Raw genomic sequence first — 20,988 nt, 5'->3', positions numbered from 1 at the left:
CAATGAATAAAACACCCCATTTTGCTGACTTGACCAGCTACTCTCATCAGATAGAACCATTCACTTTAATAGGTGTAAAAAATGTGGGTTGGCTTGATGTCGAATCAACATTTCCGCGAGGTAATATCCCTCAGGCAACGTTCCTTAAACTGAAAAAGTTGGCCGGTGGAAGTGGCAGATTTCGGCCACTTGTAGAGCCAATTCGAGAGTCGACCTGCTGTCAAATATGTGGCCAATTAGAGCTGCTTGACTCCTCTGGAAAAGTGTTGCCTAGCGCTGAGCTTTGGATTCCAGCGCGCGAAACTATTTATGCCGCGCCCATAATGATTCTACATTTCATAGATGCTCATAATTATCTTCCTCCCAAAGAATTCATCGCTGCCATAGATGGGGTGGATGAAAATATTCCGTATGTTGCGGATGAAATATATAAAGAGCAACTGAGGCTGAGTGATTGGGGACGGCTCTCAGGAAAAGAAAAGATAGACTTGGCCGCTGCTTACATTAAACTGACGTCTGGCGCGGAACCAAAAGAAAATTAAAAAATAGTGCCTGTAAAATTTGACCTCTATTTTCTATTTTTTTAGGAAAGCTCGAGAAGCCCCCCATGAAATGTATTGACTTTCTTTTTTCGAATGAAGAGCGCTCAATGGCTGCTGCTTGCGGGGGATATTCAGATGACGACTTACAAAAAATCGGAAGATTTTACAATATTCTAATTGAAGGTCAACTGAAAAGCTTTTTGTCGGATATGGGCAGAACTGACGGTGGTGTGATCGAGGATTCGCTAGTTCAACTCTATCGTCCGACATGGAGCGCTCGTGCCCATTTTATATTTCAGTTGGATTTTTTTTTACTCAACTTCAAGAACTTGGTTTCTATGAGTTTCTTAATAAGCCTTTCGTCTTTTTATTTATTTCTGAGACACAGTATTATTTTGTTCAGACGTCTCGGGGGCAACAAGACGCTGTCTATCACTATGATTAAAATGAGGATACGGTGGTGAAGACAGAATGGGATTTGATTGGTTTTCTGACTAAGTTGAAAGAGGGGAATTCTCGAAGTGTCAAGATTGACTGCGTGGGGGATTTGATAGCCATTTAGTTATGTTGGGCAGATACTTTTATGGGATGGAGACGGGAGCGGGGTCAGGCGATTCCAGGTAGGGTATTCTTGGCTGCAGAGCGGAAAACATTGAAAAAACATTGAGGTCAGACCACATTTTAATAATGGTGTTCTGATCCCGATGTTCGCGGATATAAAGTTGTATATGAGTTTCCTAATCAAAAAGTTGAGGCTCAGGCTAAAGCTTTCATTCGGCCCAATGGTTTCGATAGCATTGTTAGTGCTAGGACAAGAATCCCATGAGTGCAGCAGATATAGAACTATGGTTTTACGCGCGCCCTGATAAAACTCTATCCATAAATCAGCGACATGCTGAAGTCATGGATAGGATGTCTCGGATTGGTGCTCCTTTAGGGTTTGCGGGTCTTGAGCTTGCGGCTACCCCGAGTTGCGGCGACGGGTTAGTTGCTACCTATACAGTTAAACTTCCCATCAAAGGGCTCCGGTGTGTGGGGGATTATGCGTATCGTGGTGATCGATACATATATGAAGATAGGGCATCCTATGACGAACACTTGCGGTTTGGATTTAAGATATCAAACAAGGCTATTGACTATAAACTTGTTGTGAATGAGCACTTACCAAAAGTGATTGAGGCATTCAAGGGGTATAGGGCTCATGTAGCCTATGATCTGTATGGTCTGTATTATCAAGGAGGGTTGAACGATGACAACGCGGTTTATAATCGGTTGCGTGAGGACAAAACTTTAGATATTGATGGGCGCAACAATATTTATACGCTAAATCCTGCCCAGTTCTGGGATGCAGCCCTTTGTCAGCGTGCTTTAGGCTACGGCCCTGATGAAGTAATTGCACGATTGGAAGGCAAGTGTCGTATTGCGGTACGGCTGACGGGAGGGGTCTATTTAATTCTCAATGATGACCCGAACATGTCCTATGAAGCTTTTGTACAAATGAATGAACAGATCAAGCCGATCTTGGGGCTGGTCTAGTGGGCATATATTGAAGAGTGGGCGCCTGAGAGTTTGAGTTTGGCTATGCGTACGATGAGATTTATGATACAGATGCACCAATACTTGAGCGACTTATGGTAGAGGTTTTGGTCATTGTTTTGGCAGCAGGGAGGGCCCATACCATCGCCAGCAAATTGCAGTTTACTAGTTGAAGGCGACTAAAAAGACTTTTTATGATGCAGGTGAAGATGACATAGAGGGCTCTTACAGGATATGAAGACCCTTCGGCTAGTTCAAGCGTCAACCATAAAAACAACAAAAGAGGGCAGGCATAGTCCTTGACTAGACCTCTCCTGTAATAAATGGGGTCTGTTACCTTTTTTTGTTTAATGTCTCTGGTTTGTCAAGTCAGAGAATGTTTAAGGTGTTTTATCCTGGTAAGGCAGAATGAAAAAGAACTACTTTATGGTGTGTGAGCGATGCGGAAGGAGATTAGAGCGCCTCAAAGAGGGTAGCGCTCAAGGATTAAGGTGTGCTGATTGTGGCTGGTCTGTAGTGACAACACATATTTCGGGTATTAAGGTTGATGAAACGAAGTATGAAGTTAGTTGTGGTGGTGATTATAAAAATGAAGCCCATATAAGAGCTGTATCTGAAGTGACAGGCTATAATTTTTAATGTCTAGAGAGACTCTCCAGAATGGAATTTCTCTCGTGTTTACTGGGCGGGCGATGGAAGTTTTGCAAGTTAGAAATACTCTTGTTACTGCTGGGCTTGATTTTACTATTGAGCCTGAATTCAATTGGACTTAATAAATGACCACTTTACTGTCGTTTTGAATAGAAGGTGCAGAAGGACCGGTAGCCGATTTACTATCTGGTGAAACAAAAGTATTAGGTGATGGGGAGCCAGCGGCTAACGATGCGGGCTTTGCAGGCGCAAAAGAATCTGTCCAGATCGACAGTCCGCCCGTGAAGAATGGATGGAAGGTTGGTGATGATGTTTATAATCAAACGGCTAAAGGTGACGACCCTTCTTGGTCTGCTGTCCGGTCTAGGTTTTGGAAAACTAGGCATCTGCTCCAGACGCTGCGAACAGATGTGGACCAGAGAACCTTGAACGAATGAGTAAAGGACTCGCGCCGCAGCGATATAATGCGGATAAAGGTGGAGTTGGGTCACGAACCCATTCCTGAAAGAGATGGAGGGAAAGAATTCGTTCCACATTGGCCGCAAGATCACGCTGATGTCGATCCTTACCGAAAGCCAGGATATTGATAAATGACTGAAACACGGTCTTCAACTTTTCAGCGGATTCGAGGGGCTTCTATGGAAGTTGCTGAAGGGGTTGCGCACCCGATTTTTTAAAAAAAGATTTATAAATGATCAAGAGGCAGTCCCGAGAATGGCCCCGATATCTGCTGCCAAAGGCTAAACAATGATTATGCGTTAGATACGCTACAAGCTCATTTTCATACAAAGTCTGATCTCTATCTCCCCGATCACCCGGTTCATCGGTTTACGCTTCGGCAATCGACAAGAACACAACACCAAAAAAAACCCAACCACCCCATCCTGCACAACTGCTATGCCAACCGAGTGCTTAATCCCAGTGGGCGCAATGCCTATAGTCGGTCCAAACCAGCCAAAGCCTGAGGTGGATGATGAACAGCGAATTCAAGCCCAACCTGACCGATACATTGCCGAGCGAGCAACTGGACGCCGAGTACTTTGAGTACAGCAAAGCGGCCAACCCCATCAGTGCCAATCTGATTACCCGGATTCCCTACCACAGCTTCCCGGCCTCGCTGTATGACAGCGGCCCTTCGCGTGTCGTCGCGCTTGACCTCAGTGATGCGCTGGGTTGCGAGGGTCCGGCGACGGGGCCTGGGCTGTGTGCCAACTTTATTCGCCTGAACGCCGGCGACGCCCTGAAACTGCACCCCAATGCGACTTCACAGGTGTTTTATGTGATTGCCGGGGAGGGCAGTGTTGTTCAGGGCGAGCATGCAATTGAATGGTCAGCCGGTTGTTTTATCGCGTTGCCTGGCATGCTGTCGGCCCACTTCAGCGCCACACAGGATGCGCGCTTGTACTACGTGCATGACGCACCGCTGTTGCGCTACCTGGGCGTGACGCGCAGCGCCGACCGTTTCGCGCCGACGTTGTATCCCGCAGCACTGGCCAACCTGAAGCTGCGTGAAGCGGCTGACGACCCGCGTGCCCAGGACCGCAGCCGTATCAGCATCTTGCTGGGGAATCGCAATTTCCCACAGACCCGCACCGTCACGCATGTGCTGTGGGCCATGTACGGCATCCTGCCGCCCGGTTCGATTCAAAAGCCGCACCGGCATCAGTCGATTGCCCTCGACTTCATTATCGACTGCCCAGCGGGCTGCTACTCGCTGGTCGGTACTGAGCTGGACGCCGACGGCCAGATCCGCAATCCGGTCCGGGTGGAGTGGTCGCCCGGCTTGGCGTTCGTGACGCCACCGGGCTACTGGCATGCCCACTTCAATGAGTCGGATACGGAGGCTTTCCTGATCCCGATCCAGGACGCCGGGCTGCAGACCTATCTACGCGCGCTGGATATCCGCTTCAGCTGACGGGTGCTTTCAGCGTTTCCAATAAGGTGTCTCGCCTAGCTGCTCGACGATAAAGTCGATGAAGCACCTGACCTTGGACGATACGATGCGCTTGGGCGGGTAAACAAACCACACGGCAAACGCCTGCTCTGCGCCACGGATGGTCCAGTGCGGCAGCCAAACCCGCAGTTCGCCGGTTTCAATCGACTTGGCCACCAACCAGTCAGGCAGCAGCGCAAAACCCAGGCCTTGGCGCGCAGCGATCAACTGCGCGTCAAGGTCGCTGATGCGAATGCTGTCGCCATGCACCAATGGCAGCACCTCATCTGCGCAAGCGAAGGCAAAATGGTCCGCGGCGTGCCTACCCAGGATCGCCGGCAGGCTGGCCAGGTCTGTCGGTGTGGACGGGGCAGGGTGTTGCGCCGCAAACGCCGGGCTTGCCACCAGCAGGTACTTGCCCGCGCAGATCTTGCGAGCCTTGAGGGTGGAGTCGGCAAGTGCGCCAATCCGAATCGCCAGGTCGACGCCTGCATGAATCAAGTTGACCTGCGCTTCCTCCAGCACCAGCTCCAGCTTGATCTGCGGATAACGCGCCAGAAACGTGTTGAGAACGGGAAGGATATGGTGACGGGCAAAGGCCGGCGGCACATTAAGCTTGAGCACTCCGCGAGGTTGCTGGTTCAACGCCGACGTCGCCGCCTTGGCTTGTTCCAGTTCATCCAGCACGCGACGCGCGTGCAGCAGAAATGTCTGGCCGCCTTCGGTCAGGTGCAGCGTGCGTGTCGAGCGGTTGAACAGCGCAATGCCGAGGTCCTGTTCCAGGTCCTTCACGTAGCGCGAAACCGTTGACGCCTTGATGCCGAGCCGCTCGGCCGCGCGCGAAAAGTTGTTGCCTTCAGCGGCTTCGACGAAGGCGGTCAGTGCAGTGAAGTAATCCAAATTCGGCGATGCTCATAGGTGACAGTCAAGTGGCCCTCAGGTCTGATCCAGGCATCGACTGCTCAGCTTCCTGATGATGCGTTTCACCAATAAACATATACATCGCCGGCACCATAAACAACGTCAGCAGCGTACCAATCGACAACCCGGCAAAGATCACCAGCCCCATATCATGTCGCCCCGCAGCCCCTGCGCCGGAAGCCCACACCAGTGGCACCACGCCGAGCACCATGGCGGCGGTGGTCATCAGGATCGGGCGCAAGCGCACGCCGGCGGCTTCTTCGATGGCTTCGCGCTTGCTGTGCCCGGCGCGCTGCAATTGGTTGGCGAACTGCACGATCAGGATGCCGTGCTTGGTGATCAACCCCAGCAGCGTCACCAGGCCCACCTGGGTGTACACGTTGATCGAGGCGTAACCCATGGTGATGAAAGCGAGGGCGCCGAACAGTGCCGGCGGCACCGAGAACAGGATGACGACCGGGTCGCGGAAGCTCTCGAACTGGAAAGCCAGCGCCAGGTAGACGATCAGAATCGAGAACATCAGCAAGCCAAAGAAGCCACCGGATTCCTGGATGAACTGGCGCGATTCCCCGGCAAAGTCCGAGGTGTAACCCGAAGGCGCCACGTTGGTGAGGATGGTGTTGAGCTTGGCCAGCAGCTCGCCCTGGGCTACGCCACTGACGCCGGACAGGGTCGCCGAGTTGAGTTGCTGGAAGTGGTTGATCGATTCCGGCTGGGTCGAGGTCTCGATATGCGCCACGGTGCGCGCCGGGATCATCGCGCCTGAAGGCGTGCGAATGTAGTAATCCAGCACTTGCTCCGGGTTGAGGCGGTTAACCTGCAGCACTTGGGGAATAACCTTGTAGGAGCGCCCGGCCGTGGAGAAGTAGTTCACGTAGTTACCGCCCAACGCCGCAGACAGCGCGGCGCCGACGTCGGCCTGGGTCATGCCGAGTGCGGCGATCTTCTCCCGGTCAACCACCAATTTGGCTTGCGGCTTGTCCAGTTTCAAATCCATGTCGGCGAACCAGAACAGCTGTTGTTTCTGCGCCTCGGCCATGACCGCCTGGGCCACTTCATTGAGGTTTTCCACCGAGTCGGTGGTGGTGATCACAAACTGCACCGGCAAGCCCTGGGCGCCGGGCAGCGACGGCAGTGGGAAGGCGGCGATGGTCGCGCCGGGCACCTGGTTCCATTTTTGCTGCAGGTCGAGAATCAGCTGGGCTTGGGAGCGTGTGCGGTCACCCCAGGTTTTGAGCAGCACGCCGCCCAGGCCCTGGTTGAGAATCGGCAGGCCGGTGAGTTGGAACATCTGCGCGTATTCAGTTTCTTTGCTGGCGATCTGAAAAGCCTGGTCGGCAATGCGCTCCATCTGTTGCGGCGAAGCCGTCGGCGGGCCTTTGATCTGCATGAACACCAGACCTTGGTCTTCGGTCGGCGACAGTTCGCTTTTGGCGGTCATGCCACTGGCGGCGACCAGCAGGAACAGCACAAACCCAAAGGTCACCAGCACCGGCCAGATGTTCAGCCCGCCGGACAGCACGCGGTGGTAACGCCCGCGCAGCCAGTCAAAGTACTGGTCGAGCTTGCGTGCAAAACGGCCTTCCTCCTGCCCGGACTTGAACAGCTTGGAGGTCATCATCGGCGACAGGGTCAACGCGACCACGGCCGACACGGTCACGGCGCCCGCCAACGAGAAACAGAACTCCTTGAACAGCGCGCCGGTGAGGCCGCTGCGCAAGCCGATGGGCACGTACGCGGCCACCAGCACCACGGTCATCGCGATGATCGGGCCGCCGAGTTCCCGCGCCGCGATCAGCGAGGCCTCGAGCACGCTTTTGCCTTCTTCCTTGATATGCCGGTCGACGTTTTCCACCACGATAATCGCGTCGTCCACCACCAGGCCGATTGCCAATACCAGCGCGAGCAGGGTCAGCAGGTTAATCGAGTAACCCAGCAGGTACATGATGAAGAAGGTCCCGACCAGCGACAGCGGGATCGCCACCAGCGGCACAATCACCGCGCGGAAGGAGCCGAGGAACAGGTAAATCACCACCGAAACAATGATCATCGCCTCGACCAGGGTCTTCACCACCTCGTAAATCGAGGTGTTGATGAACTCCGTGGAGTCATACACGATCTCGCCGCGCACGCCGGAGGGCAGTTGCGATTGCAGCTCGGGGAACGCCTCGCGCACGCTGTCGGCGACGGTCAGAATATTTGCGGTGGGCGCCGCCTTGATGCCGATAAACACCGAACGCTTGCCGGAAAACGCCACACTGCTGTCGTAGCTTTCGGCACCGAGGGTGACGGTGGCCACGTCTTCCAAATAAACCAACGCGTCGCCTTTCTGCTTGATCACCAGGCGCTTGAATTCATCCACGGTGTGCAGGTCGGTGCCGGCCGTAAGGTCGACGGTGACGGTTTGCCCACGGGTCGAGCCCACAGCCGACAGGTAGTTGTTATTCGCCAGGGCCGTGGACACGTCTTGCGCCGTGACGTTGTGCGCCGCCAGTTTGTCCGGGTCCAGCCAGGCGCGCAGGGCGAACTGGCGCCCGCCGAGAATCTCTGCGGTTTGCACGCCCTGGATCGAATCGAGCTTGGGCTTGACCACCCGCACCAGGTAGTCGGTGATGTTGTTGGTGGGCAGCGTGTCGCTGTAGAAACCCAGGTACATGGCGTCGGTGGTCTGCCCGACGGCAATCGTGAGCACCGGTTCCTGGGACTGGGCCGGCAGTTGGTTCTTGACCGAGTTGACCTGGGTATTGATCTCGGTGAGCGCCTTGCTGGCGTCGTAGTTCAAGCGCAGCGTGGCGGTAATTGTCGAGACACCGGTGATGCTGGTCGAGGATAGATAGTCGATGCCCTGGGCCTGGGCAATGGCCGACTCCAGCGGCTGGGTAATAAACCCGGCGACCGTGGACGCGTCCGCGCCGTAGTAGGCGGTGGTGATGGTGACCACGGTATTTTCGGTGCGCGGCCATTGGTTCACCGGCAATTCGAAAATCGAACGCAGCCCCAGGATCAGGATGAACAGCGAAACCACCACGGCCCACACCGGCCGCTGAATAAAGGTATCGGTAAGCTTCATGGGACACCTTTACTGTTCTTGGGGAGTCGGCGCCGGATCGTTCAGCGGCGCGGCGCTGTTATCGACCTTCACCGGCGAGCCGTTCTTGAGCTTCATCTGGCCGCTGGTGATCAACAGGTCGCCTTCTTTCACGCCCGACAGCACCGCAACCTGATCGCCACGGGTCGGCCCGGTCTTGATGAAGGTTTGTTGCGCGGTGAGTACCTCTTCGCCTTTGTCGTTTTTGCTCGACGTGGCGATGAACACCGTGGTGCCGTAAGGGTTGTAGGTGACCGAGGTTTGCGGAACGGTGAGGTAGCGTTGGGTGGTGCCGGAGTTGACCACGGCGCGGGCGAACATGCCGGGCACCAGGCTTTGCTTGGGGTTTTCGACGGTGGCTTCGACGGTGACGTTGCGTGTGGTTGCGTCGAACTGCGTGTCGATGGTGCTGATCTTCCCGGTGAAGGTTTTATTCGACAGGCCATCGGCCGTCACCGCCACGCGTTGGCCGATGGCGATGGCCTCCAGCTGGGTCTGCGGCACCGAGAAGTCGATGTAGATGGGATCAAAGGTCTGCAGCGTGGCGATTTTGTCGCCGGGGTTGAGGTATTGCCCTGGGTTGACGCTGGTAATGCCGATGCGCCCGGCAAACGGTGCGCGGATGGTTTTTTTCGCCACCAGCGCCCGCTGTTGTTCGGCGGCGGCGAGTTTGGCTTTGAGGTCGGCGGTGTCGGTGTCGACTTGGGCCTGGGAGATGGCGTTGACCGCCAGCTGCGCCTTGTCGCGCTTGAGCACGATGCCGGCGAGGTCGGCGGTGGCCTCCAGGGAATGCAATTGCGCGATATCCGCGTCGGCATTCAACTGCACCAGCAGCGCCTGGGCCGCGACTTCCTGCCCCGGCGTAAAGCCGAGGGTGCGCACGATGCCGCCGACTTCCGTAGTCACATCCACGCCACGCACCGCCTTCATCGAGCCCACGGCGGAGACGCTCGGTTGCCAGTCGCTAAATGGCACCTGCATGGCGGTCACCACGGCGGCCGGCAACGGCGCTTTGGATTGGGCGATCAGTGCCGAAATCTGCACGAATTTCACCCCGGCGATGATCGCGACGATCACCAGCACCACCACGATCATGATGAGCATCGGCCGCCACAGACGACGCTTGCGCGGTTGTCCGGGCTCGGGGGGCAGGGCAGAGGCAGTCTGAACGTCAGCCATGGGGTCTCTCACTGTTTCAATGATTCGATTCAGGTGCAGCCTTATTGCTGGCTGGCATGATCTCTTGCCACGACGGCAGGCCGAAGCGATCCGGCTTGCCCTGGGTGGCGGGGTCGACGTCGGTGCGGTTCCACCAGCCACCGCCCAATGCCTGGAACAACGCGGTGGTGTCGCTGTACCGGGCGGCCTGCGCCTTGACGCGCGATAGCGCGGTGTTCTGGTAAGTTTGCTGGGCGTTGAGCAAGTTGATATACGCCACGGCGCCGAGGCGGAACTGGGCCTGTACCAAGTCGAGGTTGGCTTGGGCAGCGCGTTCGGCCACGACCTGTTGGTTGAGCGCATCGGCATCCGCCTCCAGCGCCCGCAGCGCATTGGCCACGTCCTGGAACGCGGTAATCACGGTGCCGCGGTAGCGCGCTGCCGACTCGTCATAGGCGGCCACGGCTGCGCGTTTGCGGTGTTCGAGTGCGCCCGCATCAAAGATCGGCTGGGTGATTGAACCGGCCAGGCTCCAGACGCCGCTGCCCGCCGAAAACAGCTTGGTGCCACTGGCCACTGTGGAGCCCAGCGACCCGGTAATGCTGAACTGCGGCAATTGATTGGCGACGGCCACGCCGATATTGGCGCTGGCTTGATGCAGTTGTGCCTGCGCCGAGCGCACATCCGGCCGCTGGCCGACAATGGCCGAGGGCAGGCTGACCGGCAGTTCTTCCGGCAGGTGCAAGGAAGCCAGGTTGAAACGCTCGCCCTGATCCTGATTCGGAAAGCGCCCGAGGTACGCCATCAACTGGTTGCGGGTCTGCGCCAATTGCTTTTGCAGCGGCGGCAAGGTTGCACGGGTTTGTGCCAGTGCGGTTTGCTGCGTGAGCACATCGCTATCGCCGATGGCGCCCAGTCGTCGCTGGGCTTGCAGCAAGTCGAGCTGGCCGCCCTGCAGTTTGATGATTTCTTCGGTGGCGGCGACTTGATCGCGCAACGACGCCAGGCTCACCGCTGTGTTGACCACATTGGAGGTCAAGGTCAGGTAAGTCGCTTCAAGCTGGAAGCGCTCGTACTCGGCCTGTGCCGTGGTCGATTCGATTTGCCGACGGGTGCCGCCGAACACGTCCGGGGCATAGGACACGCTGAGCGATGCCGAACTCACCGTGAGAATCGGCGACTCCGGAATGCCCGAGGTCACGCCCGAGACTTTCTCGCGAGCTTTCTGCACATTGCCGCTCACCGAGGGAAACAGTGACGCCTGATCGGCATACACCAGTTCGTTAGCCTGGCGTAATGCCGCCTGCGCGGCGCTGACATCCGGGTTGGCACGCAGGGCCTCTTCGACAAGGGCATTGAGTGACGGCGAGCGGAACAGCGTCCACCACTGCCCAGGGATATCCATACCGGCGATCAGTCGCTGCGCCGCGCCACCGGTGTCGATGTCGGCCCCGGCGGTGGCGGTGAGTTTTTCTCTTGAATAGTTGGCATTCGCCGGCACATCGGGGCGCGTGAAATCAGGCCCAACGGTACAGGCGGCGAGGGCGATGCACAGCAGGCTTAGGGGCGCCAGCCGATGTGGAGGTTTAAACAGGGCGCGGATGGGCGCTACTCCTGATGCACGCTGGCGAAGCTGCTCTTTCATATTTACTCTAGGTAATCAGGTGGTTAACTGCTTTTATTGTTGAGTCATGCGTGCAGGTCCATCCGCCTCGGGCGCTGAAAAAAGGCGCGGGATACCAAGGTTTCAATCAGTGTAGGTGGCGCCGGGCAGTCCGCAATGTACCGGCGCAGTGTCTGCAAGCGGAAAATGCGGTTGCTGCATTATTTATGCATTACGTTATGCGTTATGGGTATTTTACATGCGGTGGTTATAACCGCATCGTATGACTCCCTACGAACACTGCCGAGACCGCGCGCGCGGATCGACTTGCATGCCTGACAGGGCATCTGGAGACGAACGTGCGTTACCTTTCAAAACTGGCGGCCGGGTTGGCTGCCACTCTGTTGTGCCTGACCGCGAACGCGCAAACGCTGGTGGTCGGTGACCAAAGCTACAACGCCCAAGCCGTGATGGAAGCGGCGGGTGTGCTGGAAAACTTGCCCTACACGCTGGAATGGAAGCAATTCACCGCAGGCTCGCCGGTTGCCGAAGCGCTGAATGCCAACAGCCTGGATATCGGCTTGCTGGGGGACGCGCCGGTGCTGTTCCTGGGTGCGCTGGGCGCGCCGATCAAGGTGATTGCAGTCAGTCGGCAAAATCTCGAAGGCGTGGCGATTCTGGTCCGCAAGGACTCGTCGATCCACAGCCTGGCGGATCTTTCCGGCAAGCGTGCAGCAATCTGGAAAGGCTCCTGGAGCCAGCAATTGCTGCTGACTGCGCTGGATAAAGCCGGCGTCCCACGCGACTCGCTGGAGCTGCGCTATCTCAGCGCCCTCGATGCCTCCCATGCGCTGGAAGGCGGCTCGGTTGACGTCATCGCCACGTGGGAGCCCTACGTCACCCAACAGGAACGCCAAGGTGCCCGCGTACTCGCCACCGCTGAGGGCTTGATTCCGGCCCAGAGTTTTATCGCCGCCAACGCCAAGGCCGTCGATGCCAAGCGCGCACAGATCAGCGACTTTCTTCAACGCCTGAAAAAAGCCCGGGACTGGGCGCGCCAAAATCCGGCCAATGCTGACGCTTACGCCGATGCCTGGGCCAAACGCACCCGCGCCGACACCGACATCGCCCGTGCCTGGTTCGCCCGCGCCCGCACCACAGTCGAGCCACTGACCGCGCAATCGCCGGTAGACGCGCAAAAGACCGTGGACTTTTTCGCAAGCCAGGGCCTGGTCAAGTCGTACTCGGCGGCCAGCCTGTTCGACGACTCCTTCTCGGCCGCCCTGCAACCCGCCGTCGCCACCACCCAGCCCTGAACGCTTCAAGGAATTCATCTGACATGACCAACAGACAGCTCAAACTGGGTGCCTTGACCATGGGTTGCGGCGGGCCAGGTCGCCATAACCTGTGGCTTGACCCGCAACTGCCGGTCGATGCCAGCGTCAACGTCGACTGGTACATCGACATCGCGCGCCAGGCCGAAGCGGCGCTGTTCGACTTGATGTTTATCGTCGACAGCCAGTTCATCACCGAGGGCTCGCCATCCCACTACCTGAACCGCCTGGAACCGCTGACATTGTTATCGGCGTTGGCTGTCAGCACGCGGCACCTGGGCTTGGTCGGAACGCTGACCACTTCTTACAACTCGCCCTACAACGTTGCACGGCGCCTGGCCTCCCTCGACCTGATCAGCAAAGGCCGCGCCGGCTGGAACGTGGTCACCAGCGGCGATGCCGGCACTGCTGGCAACTACAGCCGCGACGAACATTACGACTACGACACCCGCTACAGCCGCGCCGCCGAGCACGTCCAAGTGGTGCAAGGCCTGTGGAACTCCTACGAGGACGATGCGTTTGTGCGCGACCGCGCGACCGGCCAGTTCCTCGACCCGAGCAAACTGCACAGCCTGAACCACAAGGGCGAGCATTTTTCCGTGGTCGGCCCGCTGAACATCCAGCGCTCACCCCAAGGCCAGCCGGTGATCTTCCAGGCCGGCGACTCCGAGCAAGGCCGCGACCTGGGCGCCGCCACCGCCGATGTGATCTTCACCCACGCGGCCAGCATCGAACAGGGCCAGGCGTTCTACCGGGATATAAAGGGCAGGGCGGCGCAACACGGTCGCGACCCGGAGCAGTTATTGGTGATGCCCGGCGCCGAGATCTATGTGGGCGACACCGATGCGCAGGCGCGTGAAATCGAGCAGCACTACCATCACGCGGATCACAGCTTTGAACTGGCGCTGAAGGAGTTCGGGCGTAATTTCGGCTGGCATGATTTCAGTCAGTACGACCTGGACGCACCGTTCCCCCAAGAGAGCCTGGAAGCCGCGCGCAGCAGCTTTTTCACCAACGCCAAACGCATTGCTGACCAGGCGCGGGAGAAAGGCTTTACGTTGCGCCAGGCGGTGGAGTTTGGACGGCAACTGCGACCGGGGGCGTTTGTGGGCACGGCGGACACCGTTGCGCGCAAAATGGCGGAATGGTTTGAAGCGCGGGCGGTGGATGGGTTCAATATCTACATTGGGCATCCGCAGCAATTCGCGCGGTTTACGCAGGAAGTCATACCGTTGCTGCAAGAGCGGGGTGTCTATCGCAAAGCGTATGAAGGGACGACCTTGCGTGAAAGCTTGGGGCTGGAAATTCCTCGGTTCAAACACATAGATTAAGAGTGCGCCTGTCTGCTTCGTAATGTGGGAGCTGGCTTGCCTGCGAAAGCGGTGGGTCAGTCAGCATTAATGTTTGCTGGGCTGACGCCATCGCGGGCAAGCCCGCTCCCACAGGGTACCCGGGCTGGATCGGATTAATCGATCGCCACCTGTTCTTGATAGCCCTTACGCAGCTTCTCCGCGATCAGTTTTTCCGCCTCACGCAACGCCCGCTCAGGGCTTTCAAGCGACTTGATCAGCGTCTGCCCCTTGGTGCCGATACGACCAAAATTCACCACCACGTCCGCTTCCGTCACACCAATGCGCCAGAACTTGTTGGAGTTACCTTCACCAAAGGTGAACTCACGCATCGGCGTTGCTGCTTCAGGCGCTGGCGTCGGTTCGACTTCGACCGGTTCCGCCGCCACTGCCTGTTCCGGCTCCGGCAGCGCAGTTGCCTCTTCGCCGCGAAGCAGTGCTTCGATACGGTTGAGCACGTCTTCCGGGGCGTGCAGCCAGTCATGGCTGAGCACATCGATGATCTTCCAGCCGAAACTGCGCAGCACGGTCGGGCGGAAGATGTAACGCTCGCGCACGTTGGCCGCAGCTGCGGTATCGCTGTCGAGCAGCACGCCGAGACTGAAGTGTTCGCCGCTGGCGTCGCTGATTGCCAGGTCGCAGCGGAACTGTGAACGCCCGACATATTCCTGCACGGCATGCCCGCGTTTACGCAACGCGGCGGCGAGGGCGCTACGCAGGCTGTCTTTGGGTAGGCTGACGGCAAAAGATTGCTTGGCGCCTGGGTTGAGGTTGGCGAGGATGCCTTGGGAGCGCGGCGCATCCCCGCTGGCGCTGGCCTGGGCGAATTGCAGGAAGGCGCGCAGTGCCGCAGCACCGTCGTTGTGGGTATTGGTGATGGCATCCGCTTCGATGCTGGAGACGATGGCCATGCGCTTGCGCGCGCGGCTGAAAATCACATTCAGGCGTTTTTCCCCGCCACGCTGGTTGATCGGGCCGAAGTTCATCAGCATCTTGCCGTTCGGCCCCGGCGCGTAGCAGATGCTCAGGATGATCACGTCGCGTTCATCACCCTGGACGTTTTCCAGGTTCTTGACGAAGAGGCCATTGAACTGCCCGGCGTCTTCACGCACGTACTCGCGCTCAAGGCGGGTGGCAAAGGCCGAGTCGCTGGCGGCCAAGTCTTCCAGGGCCTGTTCAATGGCGCCTTGCTGGGCTTCGGAGAACGCCACGATGCCCAGGCTCAGGCCGGTCTCGCGTTGCAGCAGTTCACGCACCAGGTTGGCGATGTACCGCGCTTCCGCCAGGTTACTGCGGCTGAGGTAGACGCCATCGCTCATCTTCAAGAAGCTGATCGGGCTGTCGAGCAGGGTGTCGGCGCCTTGCATCACTGCCTGGGCGTCCGTGGACTCCAGCGCAGCATGGGCGGGGGCGGGGCGCTCGATGCGTCGGTCCGGAATGGTGATCAACCGGCCTTCATAGAACGCCGCGTTGGAGAAACTGATCAACGCTTCATGCCGGCTGCGGTAGTGCCAGGCCAGCAGGGTCGCCGGCAAATTGCGCGCGGCCTGGCTGAGCAGGCTATCGGCATCGAGGTTGATTGCGATCTGTTCGCCGTCTTCCATGGCGATCAGTTCGTTATCGTCCTGGTCGCCGGCGCTGGAGAAGAAGTTGGTCGGCGGCAATTGCATTTCGTCACCCACCACAATCACCTGCTGTGCGCGGCTCAAGGCCGGCACGGCTTCTTCGCTGGGGATCTGGCTGGCTTCGTCGAAAATCACCACGTCGAACAGGTCCGGAGTCAACGGCAGGGTGTCGGACACCGACAGCGGGCTCATCAGCCAGATGGGCTTGAGGTCGTTGATCACGCGGCCGCTGTCGCCACTCGCCATTTCGCGGATGGAGCGATAGCGCATGGTCTTGCCCAGCTCATGTTCCAGTTCGCGGCGGCCCTTGGCATAGGTTTTTTTGAATTCGCGGGCCTGGGCGTCCAGTTGGGTCACCGACATTGCCGAGTGCTTCACGTGCTCCAGGAAGCGCTGGTGCAGCGTGGCGCTGAGCACATGGGCGTTGTGCTTGAGCAGGCTGCTTTCCGCCTGGCTGACTTGACGTGCCGCCAGGCTCAAGGCCGCGCCGTCAAAGCGCGCCAATTGCGGGTTGGCACGATACAGGCGAGTCAGGTTTTCCTGGGCAATCAGCCCATCCAGCGCCGGCTGCGCCAGGGCATGTTGTTGCACGGCCAACAGGCAAACGGGATCGCCCTGGTGCAGCTCATTGAGCAGCGGCAAGGTATCGGGCAACTCGTCAAGTTCTTCACGCAGGTCACGCAGGTATTCGGCCAGCGCGCCCAGGCTTGGCGCCGGTTCGAACACACAGTGTTGCGCCACCAAATCGCTCAGGCGTTCAACCGGCTGGCGCAGGCTGGCCTCCTGGCGTACACGGGGCAGGGCGTCCGGGTTATCGCGCAAGCCTTCGACCCACTGGCGCAATAACGGTGATGCACTCAGTTGCTGGAGCAGGGCCTGCAGGTTGTGCACGAACAGGTTGATATCCTGCACGCCATATTGACCTTGCAAGCGTTGCTGCTCGGTCTGCAATTGGGCGGTGGCGCGCTGTTCGCTCGCCAGGTTGTCGAGCACGCTGCGGTAACTTGGGCGGATGGCGTGCTGGCTGAAGTCGTAGCGCCGTTGCAATTCGCCCCGCAACCGCCACCAGGACGGTTGCAGCCAACGCAGCAACGAACCTTCCAGGCGTTGCACCAGATCCAGGGCGGCCTGGGTGTCCTGCGGCGCGAGTTTGTCGCGCCAGTGTCGGGTGGTTTCGCTGGCGTTGTGGTGTTGCACGGTCAGCGTTTGCAACGCCGTCTGTTCGGCCTGCAGCGCCTGGGAACCCGCTGAGCCCGGTTCCAGCAGGTCCAGGTGCGCCGCCAGGTTGGCGCTGGTCAATTGCTCGGCGGCCTCGGTCAGCACGCGCGCATCCGCCAGGCGGGTGTCACTCGACAGCAGGCCCGAAGATGACTCTAGAAGTTGCTCGACACTGTCCATCAAACCGCTGGCTTCATCGAGGAACGCCTTGAGCTGGCCATAGGCATGCTCGTGAGTGATGAGGCTCGAAGCCAAATGGCTGAAAGGGTGACGGGCAAAACTGTCGAGGCCGAAGCGCTCGTTGATTGCCTGATACACGCGGCCGGTCAGCTCACGTTGCGCGTGCCAGTGACGCCACTCGGGCAAGCGTTCCAGGGCTTCAGGCGGTAGCTTTGCCGAAACGGCAGGCAGCTCGATCAGATGCCGTACCAGCTCGCGCACCGAGCACGCCAACGTCTCCGGCACTCCGGCCATGGCTTGCTCGAAGCGCTCGATCAGGCCCAGCTGTTGCTCAAGGGTCGCCAGCGTGGCGCTGCGTCGGGCTTGCAGTTGCGGTGCTTGGGCGTCGCCGGCAATCCAGCGCTCATAACATTCTCGCAGGTTGCCGACGAAGGCTTTCTTGTCGGTCTGGGAGTCGTGAATCAGGCAGCACAATTCGCCCAGTTCACTCTGTTGCAGGCGATGGAACACCACGTCCAGGGCCGCGCGTTTTTCGCACACGAACAGCACCCGCAGGCCGCGACCAGCATAGTCGGCGATCAGGTTGGTGATGGTCTGCGACTTGCCGGTGCCCGGCGGCCCCTGAATGATGAAGTTGCGTCCGGTGCGGGCCAGGCTGACGGCGGCATTCTGCGTCGCGTCACCAGCCACCACGTTCCATTGTTCGGGCAGCGGGATCGGGTCCGGGGCCTGGACCTCCACCTCGCGCGGCTCGATGGAGAACATCCGGTCAAACGCTTCGTTTTGCGCTGGCTCGTCGATCAACTGCGCGTAGTCGCGCACCAGCGACATCTTGCGATAGTTGAAGTTGGCCAGGGTCACTTGGGTCAGGTCGATGTCCCAGGCGTAGCGGTGCCCTTGATTCTGGGGCATAGAGTAGGTGCTGTTTTCGGTGCTGCGGGCGACCATTTGCGGATGCTGGTCGCGCAGCGAAGGTTTGCCGCCTACCGCCATGCGCAGCGGCAACTGGCTCGGCAGCACTTTTTGCTGGAACAGTTGCAGGCCCAGCGGGCGGTAATCATCGCGGTCGTAGCTGAAGTCCGGTTTCACCAACGGCAGGGTCGAGCGCTGACGCGCGCGGCGGCGCTGGAAGTGGTGCAGGTGCTGCACCGCCTTCTGGTGGATCAGTTCGATTTGCGGCTTGCTTTGCAGGCGCAGCTCGACGCCGGGCTCGGTCAGTTTGATCTGCCGCGCAATATCGGCGTGGATGTCTTGCAGTGAGGTCTTTTGCAGGTCGACGGTTTCCGGCAGTTGGATATCGTAGAGCTGGCGTAATTGATGGCGCAGAACCGGGTTGAATTGCGCCTCGGTCTCATCGCACTGCAACATGAATTGGTCGCGCACACCCTTTTTGCGGCTCAGTTCCACCGGCAGCCACAGCAGCGGGGTGACGATGCGCTCTTCCGGCGTGTCCTTGAGGTTGTGCCAGCGCATAAAGGCGACAACAAGGCGCAGGTTGCTGAAGCCGAACTCGGCGCGGTCGCGGCGGGTTTCCTGGATCAGGCGTTCCAGGGAGGCCTGCAACCAGGTCTGGTCTTCAAACCGCAGCCATTGCTGCAGGCCAACCTGCTTGCCGCTCAATACTTGCTCGGAAAAACCACCGAAGGTCGGCTGCCAGGTGCACAACGCCTCGGGCCGGATGCTTTCAATCTGCATCACCAGCGGCACGCTGGCCACGGTCAAGTTGACGTTGGCCTGGGTCGGCCGGAAGTACAGCAGGCGATTGCGTCGCGACAGGTCGAACAGCCGGTTGCGCAGATGCTCCAACACCACGGTGCGCTGCGACGCCGGACCTTCAGCCTGGGCCAGCACGCGTTCCACATCCAGGCTCGCCGGCTGTTCGCGCCAGGACTCCAGGCGCCGCGCCAGCGAGCCGACATCGGTGGCGCGCTCATGGCGGTTAAGCTCAGTCATCTCGACGATCACGTTGGCCAGCACCGGGTTGAGCCGGCCATTGAGCTGGAACAGGTTGCGCCGGTGCCGGGCAAAGGTCTTGAGGTCGTTGATATCGGCAAAATCCAACCCGCAGGCCAGGCACGCCAGCAACTGCCCGAGTTGGAAAATATCGGTGATTTCGTCGTGATGCCCGAGGTGATGTTCCCAACTGTGCAGGTCCGTCAGGAACACCGGGTGATCGATAGCTTGGTGCGGGTCTTCCTGCACTTGCAGGTCGGTAAACGCCACGCCCGTTTCCGAATCACGGGTCAGGCGGACCTTGCCGACGATGTTCAGCGCCGACTCGGGGTTCGGCTGTACCTGCTTGATCGCGTCCAGCGCCAGGCGCGGCGCTACGCCCTCGGGGTTGCGCAGTTGCAAGGTGCGCTCTGGGCCTTGCAGCACGTCAAGGTAGCTGAGCTGGGCGACACGCCCAAGTTCATGCAGCTGCGCCACTTGGCGCAACAACGGCAACGCCAGGAACAACACATCGTCGATGGGCACGGCGGCGCCATCGTGGCTCTGCAGCAACTGCGTGAAGGTGACGGGTTGGGTTACTGGGTCCATGTGTCGACCTCCGCTTTGAGCGCGCGAACGATAGGGTCGAGCTCACGTTTGGGTAGTTTGATATCGCGCTTGAGCACGCTGATAAAGTCGTCGGCACTGCCAAGCTTCTTCGCCGTGCGCGCGGCATGCAGCAAGGCCTCATCACGCAGGTCACGGTCGATCAAACTCAGGTCGAGCATGATGAAGTGCAGGTATTCGTGGATGCTCGCGTCGATACGCTCGGCATTCAGCGTGGCCAGGTCCAGTGGCGTTTCAGTGGTGTTCCAATCGGGAAAGAAACCGCGCACCTGATTAAGCACGGCCTCCGACTGCAACACCGCTGCGCCGATAAAGTTGGCGATAAAGCCGCGGGTGAGGGCGGTCAGCTCCACCTGGTCGGTCACATCCAGGCGACCCAGCGACAGCGGCCCGCGTAGCCGACGATGCAGCCAAGCGTTGGTCTCTGGCAGCTGCTGCCACCAGTTGTCGACCGCTTGGGAGCGCAGGAACGTTTCCGGGTGCGATACGCCTTGGGACAGTTGCGCGTCCTTGCCATCCAGCTCGCGGGCCTGCTGCAAGTAGCTCGCGGCATCGACGCTGACAATGCCGGTGTGGATCTTCACCAGCGAGGTGATGGATGCCTCGGGGCCGCCGGCCACCAAGGCTGCGCCACGGTCGGCGTAGATTTCGGTGTGCAGGCTATATAAACGTGCGGTCTGTTCCAAGCTGGGCGGCGTATACACGTCGGCCATCGCGTGGTTGAGAATGCGTTCGGCAGTGAGGTAGTCGCCGTCGTGCTCCGACCATAAACGGTAATGGGCTAGCTCATGCCCCAGCAACGCCAGCAACTCCTGGGCGTCGAGCCGTTCAAGAATCGGCCCGTAAAACACCACATGCACTTCACCGGCCAGGTAATACAGGCTCGCATTCATCGCGCCGTCGCCGGCCTGGTAGAGCGTGGCGGGCGCCTGGATCTGCAAGGTCTGCAGCGCCGCCTCACAGGCCTGATAGGCCTGCGGGTGAGTCTCGGGGCTCAGGCGATAGGTGTCACGCAGCAATTGCGCGCGCACGTCCTGGGCATGTTCCTGCTGCACGCCCAGGGACGAGGCCCAGCTCCACACGGCGGGTTCACTGGTTTTCAGGTAGTCGACCACCTGCTGGTGGTAGGGCAATGGCGTCAGGCTGCTGATGTCCAGCGCGAGGGTACTCATCGTTCAAACGTCCTTGAGGATACGGCTCCATAAGCTGCGCCTGGGCAGCAGAGGTTTGGGCTGGCATCCCGGTGTCAGTGATCGGCAATAAACGCGGAGCATACCTAGGACGGGCAGGT

12 protein-coding genes are annotated in these 20,988 nt (G+C 59.0%); 6 read left to right on the top strand and 6 right to left on the bottom strand.

All coding sequences use genetic code 11. The annotated features are described in order from the left end of the window. Positions 1 to 2: 2 nt before the first annotated feature. From HX783_RS24780 to HX783_RS24765, 4 genes are all read left to right on the top strand, one after another. Complete coding sequence (locus tag HX783_RS24780; protein ID WP_177018599.1) at positions 3 to 542, top strand: hypothetical protein; 540 nt, start codon at positions 3 to 5, stop codon at positions 540 to 542. Positions 543 to 1,364: 822 nt separating this feature from the next. After that, positions 1,365 to 2,078: a hypothetical protein gene (locus HX783_RS24775; protein WP_177018598.1), complete on the top strand. Its 714-nt coding sequence runs from the start codon at positions 1,365 to 1,367 to the stop codon at positions 2,076 to 2,078. A gap of 408 nt (positions 2,079 to 2,486) precedes the next feature. Further along, complete coding sequence (locus tag HX783_RS24770) at positions 2,487 to 2,717, top strand: hypothetical protein (RefSeq protein WP_177018597.1); 231 nt, start codon at positions 2,487 to 2,489, stop codon at positions 2,715 to 2,717. 985 nt (positions 2,718 to 3,702) lie between these two features. Continuing rightward, positions 3,703 to 4,644 (top strand): cupin, encoded by a 942-nt coding sequence (locus HX783_RS24765; RefSeq protein ID WP_177018596.1) that lies wholly within the window; start codon positions 3,703 to 3,705, stop codon positions 4,642 to 4,644. A gap of 9 nt (positions 4,645 to 4,653) precedes the next feature. Here the strand turns inward: HX783_RS24765 and HX783_RS24760 are convergent, their stop codons facing one another. Genes HX783_RS24760 through HX783_RS24745 form a run of 4 tightly spaced genes read right to left on the bottom strand, consistent with a single transcriptional unit; the run spans position 4,654 to position 11,474 of the window. After that, positions 4,654 to 5,562, bottom strand: coding sequence for a LysR family transcriptional regulator (locus tag HX783_RS24760; RefSeq protein WP_177018595.1), 909 nt, complete (start codon positions 5,560 to 5,562; stop codon positions 4,654 to 4,656). A 25-nt stretch (positions 5,563 to 5,587) separates the two neighbouring features. After that, a complete protein-coding gene (locus HX783_RS24755) occupies positions 5,588 to 8,653 on the bottom strand; it encodes an efflux RND transporter permease subunit (RefSeq protein WP_177018594.1) in 3,066 nt (1,021 codons plus the stop codon). A 9-nt stretch (positions 8,654 to 8,662) separates the two neighbouring features. Continuing rightward, positions 8,663 to 9,850 (bottom strand): efflux RND transporter periplasmic adaptor subunit, encoded by a 1,188-nt coding sequence (locus tag HX783_RS24750; RefSeq protein WP_256347288.1) that lies wholly within the window; start codon positions 9,848 to 9,850, stop codon positions 8,663 to 8,665. A gap of 16 nt (positions 9,851 to 9,866) precedes the next feature. Continuing rightward, the gene (locus HX783_RS24745) at positions 9,867 to 11,474 is read right to left on the bottom strand and encodes an efflux transporter outer membrane subunit (RefSeq protein ID WP_256347287.1); all 1,608 of its coding nucleotides are present in this window, start codon (positions 11,472 to 11,474) and stop codon (positions 9,867 to 9,869) included. A gap of 317 nt (positions 11,475 to 11,791) precedes the next feature. Here HX783_RS24745 and HX783_RS24740 point away from each other — a divergent pair, with 317 nt between their 5' ends. Both HX783_RS24740 and HX783_RS24735 read left to right on the top strand, forming a co-directional pair. Continuing rightward, a complete protein-coding gene (locus HX783_RS24740) occupies positions 11,792 to 12,748 on the top strand; it encodes an ABC transporter substrate-binding protein (RefSeq protein ID WP_177018593.1) in 957 nt (318 codons plus the stop codon). A 23-nt stretch (positions 12,749 to 12,771) separates the two neighbouring features. Next, entirely contained in the window at positions 12,772 to 14,097 is a 1,326-nt protein-coding gene (locus HX783_RS24735; RefSeq protein ID WP_177018592.1) for an LLM class flavin-dependent oxidoreductase, read from the top strand. A 134-nt stretch (positions 14,098 to 14,231) separates the two neighbouring features. On the opposite strand, the gene HX783_RS24730 is transcribed toward HX783_RS24735, so the two are convergent. Both HX783_RS24730 and HX783_RS24725 read right to left on the bottom strand, forming a co-directional pair. Then, on the bottom strand, positions 14,232 to 19,679 hold the full coding sequence (locus HX783_RS24730) for a WGR domain-containing protein (protein WP_177018591.1): 5,448 nt from the start codon (positions 19,677 to 19,679) through the stop codon (positions 14,232 to 14,234). Beyond that, the gene (locus HX783_RS24725) at positions 19,667 to 20,869 is read right to left on the bottom strand and encodes a M48 family metalloprotease (RefSeq protein ID WP_177018590.1); all 1,203 of its coding nucleotides are present in this window, start codon (positions 20,867 to 20,869) and stop codon (positions 19,667 to 19,669) included. Before HX783_RS24725 ends, HX783_RS24730 begins: the two co-directional genes overlap by 13 nt. Positions 20,870 to 20,988 lie beyond the last annotated feature (119 nt).

This window comes from Pseudomonas sp. D2002 (assembly GCF_013385735.1).
Classification (GTDB): Bacteria; Pseudomonadota; Gammaproteobacteria; order Pseudomonadales; family Pseudomonadaceae; genus Aquipseudomonas.
Note: the sequence above shows the minus strand (reverse complement) of the source record. Positions and strands in the feature narration are given on the sequence as shown.

Bases quoted from the DNA above. Each gene is read 5' to 3' on its own strand.
- HX783_RS24750 (WP_256347288.1), bottom strand. From the start codon at position 9,850: ATGGCTGACGTTCAGACTGCCTCTGCCCTGCCCCCCGAGCCCGGACAA.
- HX783_RS24765 (WP_177018596.1), top strand. From the start codon at position 3,703: ATGAACAGCGAATTCAAGCCCAACCTGACCGATACATTGCCGAGCGAG.
- HX783_RS24770 (WP_177018597.1), top strand. From the start codon at position 2,487: ATGAAAAAGAACTACTTTATGGTGTGTGAGCGATGCGGAAGGAGATTA.
- HX783_RS24745 (WP_256347287.1), bottom strand. From the start codon at position 11,474: ATGAAAGAGCAGCTTCGCCAGCGTGCATCAGGAGTAGCGCCCATCCGC.
- HX783_RS24755 (WP_177018594.1), bottom strand. From the start codon at position 8,653: ATGAAGCTTACCGATACCTTTATTCAGCGGCCGGTGTGGGCCGTGGTG.
- HX783_RS24775 (WP_177018598.1), top strand. From the start codon at position 1,365: ATGAGTGCAGCAGATATAGAACTATGGTTTTACGCGCGCCCTGATAAA.
- HX783_RS24780 (WP_177018599.1), top strand. From the start codon at position 3: ATGAATAAAACACCCCATTTTGCTGACTTGACCAGCTACTCTCATCAG.
- HX783_RS24725 (WP_177018590.1), bottom strand. From the start codon at position 20,869: ATGAGTACCCTCGCGCTGGACATCAGCAGCCTGACGCCATTGCCCTAC.
- HX783_RS24730 (WP_177018591.1), bottom strand. From the start codon at position 19,679: ATGGACCCAGTAACCCAACCCGTCACCTTCACGCAGTTGCTGCAGAGC.
- HX783_RS24735 (WP_177018592.1), top strand. From the start codon at position 12,772: ATGACCAACAGACAGCTCAAACTGGGTGCCTTGACCATGGGTTGCGGC.